12 protein-coding genes, 1 pseudogene and 1 riboswitch are annotated in these 13,683 nt (G+C 70.0%); of the genes and pseudogenes, 5 read left to right on the top strand and 8 right to left on the bottom strand.

Annotated elements, in window-relative coordinates:
- Positions 1–4 precede the first annotated feature (4 nt).
- The 8 genes and pseudogenes from ABNQ39_RS33570 to ABNQ39_RS33540 all read right to left on the bottom strand — a co-directional run bounded on the left by ABNQ39_RS33570 (position 5) and on the right by ABNQ39_RS33540 (position 6,473).
- Positions 5–1,228 (bottom strand): ABC transporter substrate-binding protein, encoded by a 1,224-nt coding sequence (locus tag ABNQ39_RS33570; RefSeq protein WP_376966676.1) that lies wholly within the window; start codon positions 1,226–1,228, stop codon positions 5–7.
- Positions 1,225–1,911, bottom strand: a complete 687-nt coding sequence (locus ABNQ39_RS33565) for a zinc-binding dehydrogenase (protein WP_428846424.1) — start codon at positions 1,909–1,911, stop codon at positions 1,225–1,227. Before ABNQ39_RS33565 ends, ABNQ39_RS33570 begins: the two co-directional genes overlap by 4 nt.
- Positions 1,818–2,309, bottom strand: coding sequence for an alcohol dehydrogenase catalytic domain-containing protein (locus ABNQ39_RS37280; protein WP_428846423.1), 492 nt, complete (start codon positions 2,307–2,309; stop codon positions 1,818–1,820). Before ABNQ39_RS37280 ends, ABNQ39_RS33565 begins: the two co-directional genes overlap by 94 nt.
- Positions 2,306–3,082, bottom strand: coding sequence for an SDR family NAD(P)-dependent oxidoreductase (locus ABNQ39_RS33560; RefSeq protein ID WP_376966674.1), 777 nt, complete (start codon positions 3,080–3,082; stop codon positions 2,306–2,308). Before ABNQ39_RS33560 ends, ABNQ39_RS37280 begins: the two co-directional genes overlap by 4 nt.
- Positions 3,083–3,122: 40 nt before the next feature.
- Entirely contained in the window at positions 3,123–4,076 is a 954-nt protein-coding gene (locus tag ABNQ39_RS33555) for a branched-chain amino acid ABC transporter permease (protein ID WP_428846427.1), read from the bottom strand.
- A gap of 9 nt (positions 4,077–4,085) precedes the next feature.
- Positions 4,086–4,973, bottom strand: a complete 888-nt coding sequence (locus ABNQ39_RS33550; RefSeq protein ID WP_376966670.1) for a branched-chain amino acid ABC transporter permease — start codon at positions 4,971–4,973, stop codon at positions 4,086–4,088.
- 18 nt (positions 4,974–4,991) lie between these two features.
- Complete coding sequence (locus tag ABNQ39_RS33545; protein WP_376966668.1) at positions 4,992–5,714, bottom strand: ABC transporter ATP-binding protein; 723 nt, start codon at positions 5,712–5,714, stop codon at positions 4,992–4,994.
- Positions 5,707–6,473: pseudogene (locus tag ABNQ39_RS33540) on the bottom strand (ABC transporter ATP-binding protein). Before ABNQ39_RS33540 ends, ABNQ39_RS33545 begins: the two are co-directional and overlap by 8 nt.
- A gap of 318 nt (positions 6,474–6,791) precedes the next feature.
- Positions 6,792–7,022: riboswitch (cobalamin riboswitch) on the top strand.
- Between the two features lie 45 nt (positions 7,023–7,067).
- Between ABNQ39_RS33540 and ABNQ39_RS33535 the strand changes: the two are divergent.
- The 5 genes from ABNQ39_RS33535 (at position 7,068) to ABNQ39_RS33515 (ending at position 13,681) form a co-directional block, all read left to right on the top strand.
- Positions 7,068–7,259: a CbtB domain-containing protein gene (locus ABNQ39_RS33535; RefSeq protein ID WP_376965759.1), complete on the top strand. Its 192-nt coding sequence runs from the start codon at positions 7,068–7,070 to the stop codon at positions 7,257–7,259.
- Positions 7,260–7,269: 10 nt separating this feature from the next.
- Entirely contained in the window at positions 7,270–8,061 is a 792-nt protein-coding gene (locus tag ABNQ39_RS33530) for a CbtA family protein (RefSeq protein ID WP_376966666.1), read from the top strand.
- A 14-nt stretch (positions 8,062–8,075) separates the two neighbouring features.
- Positions 8,076–9,137, top strand: coding sequence for a cobalamin biosynthesis protein CobW (gene cobW, locus ABNQ39_RS33525; RefSeq protein ID WP_376965755.1), 1,062 nt, complete (start codon positions 8,076–8,078; stop codon positions 9,135–9,137).
- Positions 9,138–9,236: 99 nt separating this feature from the next.
- Positions 9,237–12,653: a cobaltochelatase subunit CobN gene (cobN, locus tag ABNQ39_RS33520; protein ID WP_376966664.1), complete on the top strand. Its 3,417-nt coding sequence runs from the start codon at positions 9,237–9,239 to the stop codon at positions 12,651–12,653.
- Positions 12,650–13,681, top strand: a complete 1,032-nt coding sequence (locus tag ABNQ39_RS33515) for a hypothetical protein (RefSeq protein ID WP_376966662.1) — start codon at positions 12,650–12,652, stop codon at positions 13,679–13,681. Before cobN ends, ABNQ39_RS33515 begins: the two co-directional genes overlap by 4 nt.
- The last annotated feature ends 2 nt before the right edge of the window (positions 13,682–13,683 follow it).

The following is a 13,683-nucleotide window of genomic DNA, read 5'->3' as shown; positions in this document are numbered from 1 at the left end:
TCGTTCAGCTCTTCACGTGGCAGTCCGGGCTGATCGGCCCGAAGGCCTCCTCCGCCGGCACGATCTTCACCAGATCGACGACGTCGAGCGGACCCGTCATGGCGTCGCGCGCCTTCGCCCTCATCACATACATGTCGTACATGACCCGGCCGTCGGCGCGGATCCAACCCTTGCCGGTAACCGGATCCTCGACGGGGATCTTCTGCATCTCGGCGATGACCTTCGCCGAGCCGGTGGTCCCCGCCGCCTTCACCGCCTTCAGGTAATGCAGCACGCTGGAATAGGTCGCCGCCTGGCTCTGCGACGGCAGGACGCCGCGCTGGTCCATGAAGCGCTTGGCCCAGGCCGTCGCCTGGGCGTCGCGGTTCCAGTAGAAGCTGGAGGTGTAGACCAGTCCCTTGACCGCCGCATCCTCCAGCGCCTTGATCTGGGTGGTGTCGAAATAGAGCCCGACGATCTTCATGCCGCTTTCGCGGATGCCGAACTCGTTGGCCTGCTTCAGCGCGGTCAGCGTGTCGGCGCCGGTGTTCGACAGCGCCAGCACCTTGGCGCCGGAGCTTTGCGCCTGGAGCAGGAAGGACGAGAAATCGGCGGTGTTGAAGGGATGGCGGGCGACGCCGGCGATTGTGGCCCCCTTGGCCTTCAGCACCTCGACCGCCGCCGCCTCCAGCGACTTGCCGCCCGAATAGTCGACGGTCAGCATGAACCAGGATTTCTCGGTTTCCGACACCACGGACGCCGTGGTGCCGGCGATGGCATGCGCGGTCGCCGTCCACAGGATGCCGGTCGGCGAACAGTCGGCGCCGACCAGCGAATCCGCCGTGCCGCCGGCGATGACGTCGACCTTGCCGCGCTCGCGGGCGATGGCGCGAACCGCCAGCGCGACGGCGGAATTGGACATCCCGGTGATCATGTCCACCCCGCCGCGGTCGTACCATTCGCGCGCCTGGGTGCTGGCGATCTCCGGCTTGTTCTGGTGGTCGGAGGCGAGCAGCCTGACCGGCTTGCCGAGCACGCTGCCGCCGAAATCGTCGATGGCCATCTGGGCGGCGACCACCTTGCCCTTGCCCGACAGGTCGGCGGTCGGACCCGACAGATCGTCGAGCAGGCCGATGACGACCGCATCCTCGGCCGCCTCGGCGCTTCCGCTCCCAACCGCCAGCAGGCCGCAGACAGTGGCGGTGGCGGTAACGGCGGTAGCCTTGGCGAACAACGCTCGCTTGGTCATGTCCCTGTTTCCTCCCCTGGATCGTTTCCGGACGGGTGCCAGCCGGTGTGAAGCAGGATCTTGCCCCGGTGGCGGCCCTCATGCATGTAGCGGTGGGCGTCGGCGGCGGCCGACAGCGCGAAGCCGCGGTCGAGCACGGCACGCAGGCCGCCGTCGGCGACATGCGGCCACAGCGCGGCCCTGACCCCGGCGACGATGGCCGCCTTGTCGGCGGTGCTGCGTCCGCGCAGGGTCGAACCGGTGATGGTCAGCCGCTTGGTCATCACCGGACGCAAATCCGCGCAGATGCGCGACCCGGCGATGAAGGAGATGTGGACGAGGCGTCCGCCGACGGCCAGCGCCTCGATGTTGCGCTCCAGATAGTCGCCGCCGACCATGTCGAGGATCACGTCCACCCCGCGTCCGCCGGTGGCGTCCTTGACGGCGCGGACGAAATCCTCGTTGCGGTGGTCGATGGCGCGGTCGGCGCCGAGTTCGCTGCACAGGGCGAGCTTGTCGGGGCTGCCGGCGGTGGCGAACACCGAGGCGGCGCCCAGCAGGCGGGCGGCCTGGATGGCGATGCTGCCGATCCCGCTGGCCCCGCCATGGATCAGCACGCCGTCGCCGGAGCGCAGGGCTCCCCGCTCGACCAGATTGGTCCAGACCGTGCAGAGCGCCTCGGGCAGCGCCGCAGCCGTCGCCAATCCAGCCCGTCGGGAACCGGAAGGCATTGCGCCGCCGGGGCGGCGCAGAACCCGGCATAGCCACCGCCGGCCACCAGCGCGCAGACGCGGTCGCCCGGCACAAATCCCTCCACCCCGCCGCCGCAGGCCGCCACCAGCCCCGACACCTCCAGACCCGGCAGGTCGGAGGCACCGGGCGGCGGCGGATAGAGCCCCTGCCTTTGCAGCAGGTCGCCCCGGTTCAGTCCGGCGGCGACCACCCGGATCAGAACCTCGCCATCGGCCGGCACGGGGATCGGCCGTTCCGTCAGGCGCAGCACCTCCGGCCCGCCGGGCTGTTCGATCTCGACGGCCGCCATCCGGCCGCCCGGCGGATCGGCCGCGGAACCGCCAGAAGTGAAACCGGCAAATCCGGTCACCGGCCCGTCCCCGGGAAGGTCGCGGCGTGCCGGTGAATCACCGGCGGGCGGCCGTCAGGCTCCTTGAAGGCGATGGAGGTGCCGCCGCAGACGAACAGCACCTGTCCCGTCACGAAGCGCGCGGCGTCGCTGGTGAAGAAGGACACCGCATGGGCGATGTCGTCCGGCGTGCCGATGAAGCCGACCGGCACGCCGTGCATCAGCTTCTCGGTCATCGGATGGCCGGGCGGATTGGCGGCATCGAACAGCGACGTCCGCACCGGTCCGGGCGCCACCACATTGACGGTGATGCCGTCGCTTCCCAGTTCCAGCGCCCAGGTGCGGACCAGACCGGACAGCGCCGCCTTGCTGGCGGCATAGGCGGTGCGCCCCTCCTTGCCCAGCGCGGCACGGCTGCCGATGGCGACGATGCGCCCGACCCCCTGGCGGCGCATCGACGGCAGCAGCACCTGCGTCAGCGCGACGAACGCCCCGACATTGACGGCATAGACCCGCGCAAGTTCGGCGACCGACAGTTCGGCTCCCGGCGCCAGCGGGGCGATGGCCGCGTTATGGACGAAGCGCGTCACCGGCCGGTCGCCGACCGCTTCAGCCAGCGCCGCCGCCGAGGCGTCCGGGTCGGCAAGGTCCAGCGGCACATGGCCGGCATGGAAATCATGCTCCGGCGGGGTGCGCGACGCCACGATCACCTGAAAGCCGTCCTCGGTCAGCCGGCGGGCGATACCCGCGCCGATGTTCCGGTTGCCGCCGGTGACGACCGCCCATTCCGTCATGATCGATATCCCGTTGAAGAGGGTTTGAGATGGCCCGGCGTCACTTCGGCAGGCGGGCCAGCAGCTCGCCGATGATGCCGCGGCGGAAGACCAGCACGCAGACGACGAAGATGCAGCCGATCACCACCGGCACCGGCAGGCTGGTCGCGGCGAGGTAGCTTTCCAAGGTCACCACCAGCCCGGCCCCCACCACCGGACCGAACAAAGTGCCCATGCCGCCCAAGAGCGTCATCAGCACCACCGCGCCCGACATCTGCCACGTCACGTCGGTCAGGCTGGCGAGCTGGAACACCAAAGCCTTGGTCCCGCCGGCAAGCCCTGCCAGCGAGGCCGACAGCACGAAGGCCACCAGCTTGTAGCGGTCGGTGCGGTAGCCGAGCGACACCGCGCGCGGCTCGTTCTCGCGGATCGCCTTCAGCACCTGGCCGAAGGGCGAGTGCACGGTGCGCCAGATCAGGGCGAAGCCGGCGACGAAGATCGCCAGCACGGTGTAGTACATGGTCAGCGGCTGGTTGAGGTCGAACAGTCCGAACAGGGTGCCGCGCGGCACGCCCTGGATGCCGTCCTCGCCATGGGTGAAGGGCAGTTGCAACGCCAGGAAGAACACCATCTGGCTCAGCGCCAGCGTGATCATGGCGAAATAGATGCCCTGGCGGCGGATGGCGATCAGGCCGAAGACCAGACCCAGACCGGCCGCGACGAGCACGCCCGCCAGCATCGCCAGTTCCGGCGGCAACGCCCAGACCTTGGCGGCATGCGCCGTGACATAGGCCGCCGAGCCGAAGAAGGCGGCATGGCCGAAGCTCATCAGCCCGGCGAAGCCGATCAGCAGGTTGAAGGCGCAGGCGAACAGCGCGAAGCACAGCACCTTCATGAGAAACACGGGATACAGCAGGAAGGGTGCCGCCAGGGCCAGCAGCAGGCCGCCGCCGATCAGCAACGCCCGGCGCGACGCCGTCCCGATACCCGCCCGCGGCAGTGCCTGGGTTTGCATGGTCATGGCTTATCTCTCCCGTCCGAACAGACCGGCCGGCTTCACCATCAGCACCACGGCCATGATCACGAACACCACGATGTTGGAGGCCTCCGGGTAGAAGACCTTGGCCAGCCCCTCCAGCAGCCCCAGACCCAGCCCGGTGACGATGGCGCCGAGGATCGAGCCCATGCCGCCGATCACCACCACCGCGAACACCACGATGATCAGGTTCGACCCCATCAGCGGCGACACCTGATAGATCGGCGCCGCCAGCACGCCTGCCAGACCGGCCAGCGCCACGCCGAAACCGTAGGTCAGCGACACCATCACCGGAACGTTGATGCCGAAGGCCTGCACCAGCGTCGGGTTCTCCGTCGCCGCCCGCAGATAGGCGCCCAGCTTGGTCCGCTCGATGGCGAACCAGGTGCCCAGGCACACCAGCAGCGACGCCGCCACCACCCAGCCGCGGTAGGTCGGCAGATACATGAAGCCGAGGTTGGTGCCGCCCTTCAGCAGGTCGGGGATCGGGTAAGGCTGCCCCGACACGCCATACTGGTGGCGGAAGGCGCCCTCGAAGATCAGCGCCAGCCCGAAGGTCAGCAGCAGGCCATAGAGGTGGTCGACCTTGTAGAGCCGGCGCAGCATGGTGCGCTCCAGCACCAGCCCGACCGCCCCGACCGCCAGCGGCGCCAGCACCAGCGCCCCCCAATAGCCGATGCCGAGGTAGGTCAGCAGCAGCCACGCCACGAAGGCGCCGACCATGTACAAGGCGCCATGCGCCATGTTGACGACATTGAGCATCCCGAAGATCACCGCCAGCCCCAGGCTGAGCAGCGCATAGAAGGAGCCGTTGATCAGGCCGAGCAGAAGCTGGCCGAACAGGGCTTGCGGCGGAATGCCGAACAGGTGCGACATCGGACTGTCCTCTCCCGCTCACACGCCGAGATAGGTGTGCAGCTTGTCCATGTTGGCGTGGAGCTGGTCGTTGGGGATCATGTCGACCACATGGCCTTCCTCCATCACGTAATGGCGGTCGGCGATGGTGGTGGCGAAGCGGAAATTCTGCTCCACCAGCACGATGGTGAAGCCGCGCTGTTTCAGGGCGCGCACCGCGACGCCGATCTGCTCGATGATGACCGGAGCCAGCCCTTCGGTCGGCTCGTCCAGCAGGATCAACGTGGCACCGGTGCGCAGGATGCGGGCAATGGCCAGCATCTGCTGCTCGCCGCCCGACAGCCGCGTGCCCTGCGTCGAGCCGCGGCCCTTCAGGTTGGGGAACAGCTCATGGATTTGCGGGACCGTCATCCCGCCCTCCCTGACCACCGGCGGCAGCGTCAGGTTCTCGTCCACGCTGAGGCTTGAGAAGATGCCGCGCTCCTCCGGCACATAGCCGATGCCGAGGCGCGGGATTTTGTGCTGCGCCATGCCGATCAACTCGCTGCCCTGGAAGCGGATCGAGCCGGTGCGCTTGCCCATGATGCCCATGATGGCGCGCATGGTCGAGGTCTTGCCGGCGCCGTTGCGGCCCAGCAGCGTCACCACCTCGCCCTGCCGCACCTCCAGGCTGACGCCGTGCAGCACATGGCTTTCGCTGTAGAAGCCGTGCAGGTCGGCGATCTCCAGCATGGCCGTCTTGGTGTTCATCCCGTCAGGCATGTCCGGTCCCCATATATGCTTCCATCACCTGCGGGTTCTTCGAGACGACCTCGTACGGCCCCTCCGCCAGGATCTCGCCGCGGCGGAGCACGGTGATGGTGTCCGACAGGTGGGCGACGACCGACAGGTTGTGCTCCACCATCAGCACGGTACGGTCGGCGGCGACGCGCTTGATCAGGGCGGCGGTGCCCTCGATGTCCTCATGGCCCATGCCGGCCAGCGGTTCGTCGAGCAGCATCACCTCCGGGTCGAGCGCCAGGGTGGTGGCGATCTCCAGCGCGCGCTTGCGGCCATAGGGCAGCTCGGCCGCCAGATGGCCGGCCCAGGGGGTGAGGTTGACCGCCTCGATCAGCTCCAAAGCCCGGTCGTGCAGGTCGTGGAGCGACGATTCGGACTTCCAGAAATGGAAGCTGGTGCCGAGCGGCCGCTGGAGCGCGACGCGGACATTCTCCAGCACGCTGAGGTGCGGGAAGACGGCGGAGATCTGGAAGGAGCGGACCAGCCCCATCAGCGCGATGTCGGCCGGCTTGGTGCGGGTGATGTCGCGGCCCTTGTAGAGGATTCGGCCGCGGGTGGGGTGAGGAACTTGGTCAGCAGGTTGAACACTGTGCTCTTGCCGGCGCCGTTCGGGCCGATCAGCGCGTGGATGGTGCCGCGGCGAACCTGAAGGTTCACATCCCGAACCGCCACGAAGCCCTTGAACTCCTTCGTCAGACCACGCGCTTCCAGGATGATGTCGTCGTTCGGTGCGGCGTTCATCGGTCGCGAATTCTCCTCCCGTTCGTCCTTATGTCCCGGGCATATGCCCGGCGGCCGCCGTGCGGCGGGACGTTTCACCGATTGTTGTACGCACGAAGCATGCCACATGCGGGGTCGCTTCGGCCGGGCCGCCTGACCCATTGTTTCTCCGCGGGTTTCGCTGCGGCGTCCTCCCCCTGGCCGACACCCTTGCGTCGGAAAGTGTCGGATCCCTGGACACTCTGTCTACAAAACATGACAGCATCCAAAGTGTCTGCATGCAAGATCGTCCGTGTGGCAGACGCCTTATTGTGGGCTTGCCAAACGGGCGCGGCACTGCGATGGTGGCTGTCCAACGGTGCCCTGCCCGTCCTGACGGGCGGCGGGGATAATAGGGAATGCGGTGCGGAGCTTTCCGGGATCCCCGGAAGCGCCAATGCCGCGGCTGCCCCCGCAACTGTAAGCGGCGAGCATCCCGTCCATCATGCCACTGGCCCTCCGCGGCCGGGAAGGCGGACGGCGATGCAGCGACCCGCAAGCCAGGAAACCTGCCGGCGGACTTGACCGACCTTTTCCAACCCCGCCGGGTGTGGCGGGAGAACAAGGATGTTTTCTATGAATGCCCGTTCGATGAACGCCGCTGCCGCCAGTTCCGCGACCCGCAGCGCCGCCCAGACTGCGGTCGCCGCCTTTGCCGCGATCCTGCTCGGCAGCTTCCTGCTGTACGGCGTCGGCTTCGCCCAGCCGCAGCAAATCCACGATGCGGCGCACGACGCCCGTCATTCCTTCGCGTTCCCCTGCCACTAAGCAGCGGGTCATGGATTTGATCCGGCGGCTGTTCACAGCCGCTCTGGTCGCGGGCGTGCTCTCCGGCACGGCCGCTTCCGTCGTTCAGCAGGCGACGACCGTCCCGCTGATCCTCGAAGCCGAGAAATACGAGGTGGTGACCCCGCCTCCCGCAACCGCCGCGCCTACGACTGCCGCTCCGGCTGGGGCTCCGGCCGCCAGCCACGCCGAAGGCCACCAGCATGGCCCCGTGCGCGAGATCGGCGAAGGCGTGCCGGTCACCCTGGACGAGGCGATGCAGCGCATCGGCCTGACCATCGCCACCAACCTGATCGCCGGTGTCGCCTATGCGCTGCTGCTGGCGGCCGCGATCCTGCTGGCCGGCCGGCCGGTCGATGCCCGCCGCGGGCTGGTCTGGGGCATGGGCGGCTTCGTCGCCGTCTCGCTGGCCCCGTCCTTCGGTCTGGCCCCGGAGCTGCCGGGCATGGCCGGGGCCGAGCTGGAGCTGCGTCAGCTTTGGTGGCTGACCGCCGCGGCCGGTGCCGGCGTCGGCATCGCCACCCTCGCCTTCGCCCGCAACCGTCTGGTCATCGCCGTCGCCGTTCTGGCCGCAGCGCTGCCCCATCTGATCGGCGCCCCCCATCCGGAAAGCGCCGAGGGTGCCGTTCCGCCGGAACTGGCCGCCCGCTTCGTCACCGCCTCGCTCGGATCCGCCGCCCTGTTCTGGGCGATCCTCGGCTCCGTCTGCGGCTGGCTGATGAGCGGCGTGGTCGAACCGGCCGAACGGCAGCCGGCCCTGCGGGTTCAGCCCGGCGCGCGTTAAGGAGGCTCCATCCCATGTCCGCTCTTGCGAAAACGGCCGCCGGCAAGGTTCCGGCGACCGTCATCACCGGCTTCCTCGGCGCCGGAAAGACCACGCTGATCCGCGGCCTGCTGGAAAAGGCCGACGGCCGCCGGCTGGCGCTGATCATCAACGAGTTCGGCGATGTCGGCATCGACGGCGACATCCTGCGCGCCTGCGGCAACCCGACCTGCACCGAAGACGACGTGATCGAACTGGCGAACGGCTGCCTGTGCTGCACCGTCGCCGACGACTTCGTCCCGGCCATCGAGAAGCTGCTGGCCCGCCCGGACCCGCCCGAGCACATCGTGATCGAGACCAGCGGCCTCGCCTTGCCCAAGCCGCTGGTCCAGGCTTTCAACTGGCCGGCGATCAAGACGCGGGTCACGGTCGACGGCGTCATCGCCGTGGTGGACGCCTCGGCCGCCGCGGAGGGCCGCTTCGCCCCCGATCCGGCCGCGCTGGAGGCCCAGCGCGACGCCGCCGGCACCGTCGACCACGAAACGCCGATCGAGGAGGTGTTCGAGGACCAGCTGCTCTGCGCCGACCTGATCGTCGTCAACAAGACCGATCTGCTGGCCGACGGCGACCTCGCCCGTGTCGAGGAGCTGATCCGCGGCGCCCTCGCCCACACGGTCGGCCGCGACGCCAAGCTGGTCCGTGCCTCCCAGGGTGCGGTCGATCCGCTGGTTCTGCTCGGTGTCGGTGCGGCGGTGGAGGACGATCTTGCCAACCGTCCCAGCCATCATGACGGTGAAGAGGGCCACGACCACGACGACTTCACCAGCTTCGTGATGGAGTTGCCGGCGCAGCCCGATCCGGCCGCCCTGGCGATGACGCTGGAGAAGGTCGCCGGCCTGCATGGCGTTCTGCGCCTGAAGGGCTTCATCGACGTGCCCGGCAAGCCGATGCGCCTGCTGGTCCAGGGTGTCGGCACCCGCATCCAGACCCACTACGACCGGCTGTGGAAGGCGGGCGAGGAGCGCCGCAGCCGTCTGGTGGTGATCGGCGAGACCGGGCTGGACCGCGATGCGGTGACGCGGGCGGTCGTTGGGTAAAAGTTTCGGGTAAGAGTTAGAGTAGTGCGGCGACCGCCCCCTCCTTGACCTTCACCGTTTTTCGAGGGGGAGGGGGCGGTCGCCCCTGGACATCAGACCATGCACCTGCTTGCCGCCCGCCAGGACGAACTGGACGCCGGCCCCCAGGCGGAAGATTTGGGGCAGACGCCGGCCGACCTCGTCATGCTGTCCTTTTCCGACAGCGACCTGACCGCGCTCGCCGCCGCATGGCGGGCGGGCCGCGAGCGGCTGCCTGGTCTCCGCCTCGCCAACCTCAACCGGCTCGGCCATCCGCTGTCGGTCGATCTCTACGCCGACACTGTGGTCGCCAAGGCCAAGCTGGTGGTCCTGCGCCTGCTCGGCGGCAGCGGTTACTGGCGCTACGGCCTCGACCGCCTGTCCGCCCTCTGCCGCGAGCGCGGCATCCCGCTCGCCGTCCTGTCGGGAGAGGCGCAGCCCGACCCGAACCTGACCGCCTACGGCACCGTTCCGCCGGCCACCGCCGACCGGCTGTGGCGCTATTTCACCGAGGGCGGCCCGGCCAACATGGGCCATCTGCTGGCCTGCGCCACGACGCTGGCCGGAACGCCGCTGCCCCATGAGGACCCGGCCCCCGTCCCGCGCTTCGGCGCCTATGACGGCTGGACCGGCCCCGCAGCCGCCCGCGTAGCCGCCCCCATAGCCGCCGGGGCGCCGGTCGCGGCCATCGTGTTCTACCGCTCCCACCTGCTGGCCGGCGACCTCGCCCCGGTCCATGCCCTGTGCGACGCGCTGGCCGCCCGCGGCCTCGCCCCCCGGCCGCTGTTCGTCGCCAGCCTGAAGGAGCCGGACTGCGCCGCCTGGATGCGGGCCAGCCTGACCGCACAGAACGCCGCCATCGTCGTCAACACCACCGCCTTCTCGGCGGCGCGCGAGGACGGTTCGCCGCTGGAAGCCAACGGCAGCCCGGTTCTGCAAGCCATCCTCGCCACCACCCCCAAAGCCGGCTGGCAGGCGTCCTCGCGCGGGCTGGCGCCGTCCGACCTCGCGATGAATGTCGTGCTGCCGGAAATGGATGGCCGCATCATCGCCCGCGCCATCGCTTTCAAGACGGCGGGTGAGCCCGACCCCGACCTGCAATTCGCCGCCCCGGCCCTGCGCCCAATCCCCGACCGGGTGGCCTTCACCGCCGACCTCGCAGCAAGCTGGGTCCGCCTGTCCCGCACCCCACGGGCGGAGCGGCGGGTCGCGCTGGTGCTGTCCGACTATCCCGGCCCCGGCGGCGGCATCGGCCATGCCGTCGGCCTCGACAGCCCGGCCAGCACCGTGGCGATGCTCCACCGCCTGTCCGTCGAGGGCTACAGCCTGTCCGCCGTTCCGGACAGCGGCGCCCGACTGATGGAGTCCTTGACCGGCACGCCCACCGCGACTCTGCCGGTCGCCGACTATCTGCGCTTGGCCCCGCCGAGCTTGCGCGCCCGCATCGCCGGAACCTGGGGCGAGCCCGCCGCCGACCCGGCCTGCCGCGACGGCGCCTTCGCCTTCCGCACCCTGCCCTGCGGCAATGCCATCGTGGCGGTGCAGCCCAGCCGCGGTCACGGTCCCCTGACCACCGCCCAGCACCACGATCCCGACGCCCCGCCCAGCCACGGCTATCTCGCCTTCCACCTGTGGCTTCGCCATGCCGTCGGCATCCATGCCCTGGTGCAGATCGGCGCCCACGGCACGCTGGAATGGCTGCCCGGCAAGGCGGTCGCACTGTCGGCGGAGTGCTGGCCGGAGATCGTCGGCGGTGCCCTGCCGACCCTCTATCCCTTCATCGTCAACAACCCCGGCGAGGGTGTGCAGGCCCGCCGCCGGCTGGGCGCCGTGCTGATCGGCCATCTGACCCCGCCGCCGGTGGAGGCCGGTCTCCACGGCGACCTCGCTTCGCTGGAAACCGCCATCGACGAATATTCGCAGGCGACCGGGCTCGACCCGCGCCGGCTGGGCATACTGCGCGAAACCATCCTCGACCTCGCCTGGAAATCCGGCGTCGCCGCCGATTGCAATTTGCGGCCCGACGACGATCCCGACGCCATCCTGTCGCGGCTGGACGCCCATCTCTGCGACGTCAAGGAGATGCAGATCCGCGACGGCCTGCATGTCTTCGGCCACAGCCCGGCCGGCGAGCGCCGCGACCGGCTGACCGCCGCCGTTGCCCGCTCCGCCGATCCGGCCATGGTCGCCACGGCCGTCGATGCCTGCGGCGAGGCGGAGATGCGGGCGCTGCTCGACGGGCTGGACGGCCGCTTCGTCCGCCCTGGTCCCGGCGGATCGCCGGCGCGCGGCCGGGCCGACACGCTGCCGACCGGCCGCAACCTCTATGCACTCGACCCGCGCGGCGTGCCGACGCCGACCGCCTGGACTCTCGGCTGGCAGGCAGCCGACGCGCTGATCACCCGCTATCTCCAGGACCATGGCGACTGGCCGCGCCGGCTGGTGGTGGATTGCTGGGGCACCCCGACCATGCGCACCGGCGGCGACGAGCTGGCCCAGGCGCTGGCCCTGCTCGGCGTCCGCCCGATCTGGGAGAACGGCTCCGGCCGCGTCACCGGCTACGAGATCATGCCGGCCGGCGTGCTGGGCCGGCCGCGGGTCGATGTGACGCTGCGCATCTCCGGCCTGTTCCGTGACGTCTTCCCGCAGCAGATCGCCCTGTTCGATCAGGCGGTGTGCGCCGTCGCCGGGCTGGACGAGCCCGACGACACCAACCCGCTGGCCGCCACCGCACGGGCCGAGGAACAGCGCCTCGCCGCAGCCGGCACCGAGACGGCGGACGCCCGCCGCTGGGCCACCGCCCGCATCTTCGGCGCCGCCCCCGGCATCTACGGCACGGCGCTGTCCGGCATGATCGCGCGCGGCGACTGGACCGCGCGGGCCGATTTCGGTGCCGCCTATCTGGAGGGCGGCTGCCACGCCTATGGCGCCGGGCTTGAGGGGGTGCCGCTGCCGGCCCTGTTCCGCTGCCGGGTGGGGGGTGCCGACGCCCTTGTCCACCATCAGGACCAGCGCGAGCATGACGTGCTGTCCACCGACGGCTTCATGCAGTTCGAGGGCGGCTTCGCTGCGGCTGCCGCGCTGGAGGACTCCGAACCGGCGCTCTACCATCTCGACAGCGCCGATCCCGACAGGCTTGCCGTCCGCACCCTGGCGGAGGAGATCGCCCGCACCCTGCGCGGCCGGGCGGCCAACCCGCGCTGGATCCAGGGCATGATGCGCCACGGCTATCGCGGCGCTGCGGAACTGGCGGCAAGCGTCGACACGCTGTTCGCCTTCGCCGCCACCACCGATGCCGTACGTCCCACCCATTTCGACCAGCTGTTCGACGCGTACGTCGAGGATGCGGAGGTCTGGGACTTCCTGTCGCAGGACAACCCTGCCGCCGCCCGGCACATTCTGGCGCGCATGAGCGAGGCACTCGACCGCGGCCTGTGGCATCCCCGCCGCAACTCCACCGCGGAGGACCTGCGCCGGCTCCGGGAGAGCGCCGCATGACCATGTCCGTCGCCAACCAGCCGCGCCGCCGCGGCGCCTGCCCCGGCGTGCTGGCGCCGATGCAGGTCGGCGACGGCTTCCTGCTGCGCGTCCGCGTTCCGGCCGGCGTGCTGCCCGCCGACCACGCGCACGGTATCGCGGAGTTGGGGGATCGTTACGGCAACGGTCTGATCGACCTCAGCCAGCGCGGCACCCTGCAACTGCGCGGCATCGCCGCCGACGGGCTCGAGCCGGTGACCGAGGCCCTGCGCGGCATGGGCTACAACTTCGGCGATGCGGCGAGCGAGGCGGTGCGCAATGTCCTGCGCTCCCCCACCGCCGGGCTGGATGCGACGGCGGCGATGGACGTACGGGGGGTGGCGCGTACGCTGGATGCGCGGCTGGCGGAGGATGCGGAACTGCACCGCCTACCGCCGAAGTTCGGCTGGCTGGTCTGCGGCGGCGGCGTCGGCCATTTGGCGGACAGCAGCACGGACGTACGCTTCGACGCGGTGGATGGCGAACGGTTCCAGGTTTCCTTGGGCGGGACGCTGGCGAAGGCGGTGCCGCTGGGGCTTTGCCGGGTGGACGACGTGGCGGATGTGGCGTCGGCGCTGGGGCGGGCGTTTCTGGAGTTGCGCGCGTCGCTGCCGGAACCGCCGCGCCGCATGGCGGGGTTGGTCGCCGCGATTGAAGTCGAAGAGATAGGAACGCGCCTCGCCCCCTCGATTTCTCCTCTCCCCCCCGGGGAGAGGATCAAGGCGAGGGGGACGCACCTCATGGATGTCTTCGGCGATGCCGAACCCCCTCATCCTAACCTTCTCCCCGGGGGGAGAAGGAATCTCGCGTTGGGGGAGCGCCGGCCTTCCTCACCATCGCCTTCCCCTTCGGCCGCCTCACCGCGGCCACCCTTGCCGCCCTCACTTCCGCCTGCGCCGAGATCCGCATCACCCCCTGGCGCGCCCTCATCCTCGTCGCCCCCTCCGCCGACGCCGAACGCATCGCCGAAGCGCACGGCGCCATCCTGTCGCACACCGACCGCCGGCTGAAG

The organism is Azospirillum sp. A26 (assembly GCF_042604635.1).
GTDB lineage: Bacteria > Pseudomonadota > Alphaproteobacteria > Azospirillales > Azospirillaceae > Azospirillum > Azospirillum palustre.
The sequence above is the reverse complement of the archived record's forward strand: the minus strand, read 5'-3'. Positions and strand labels throughout refer to the sequence as shown.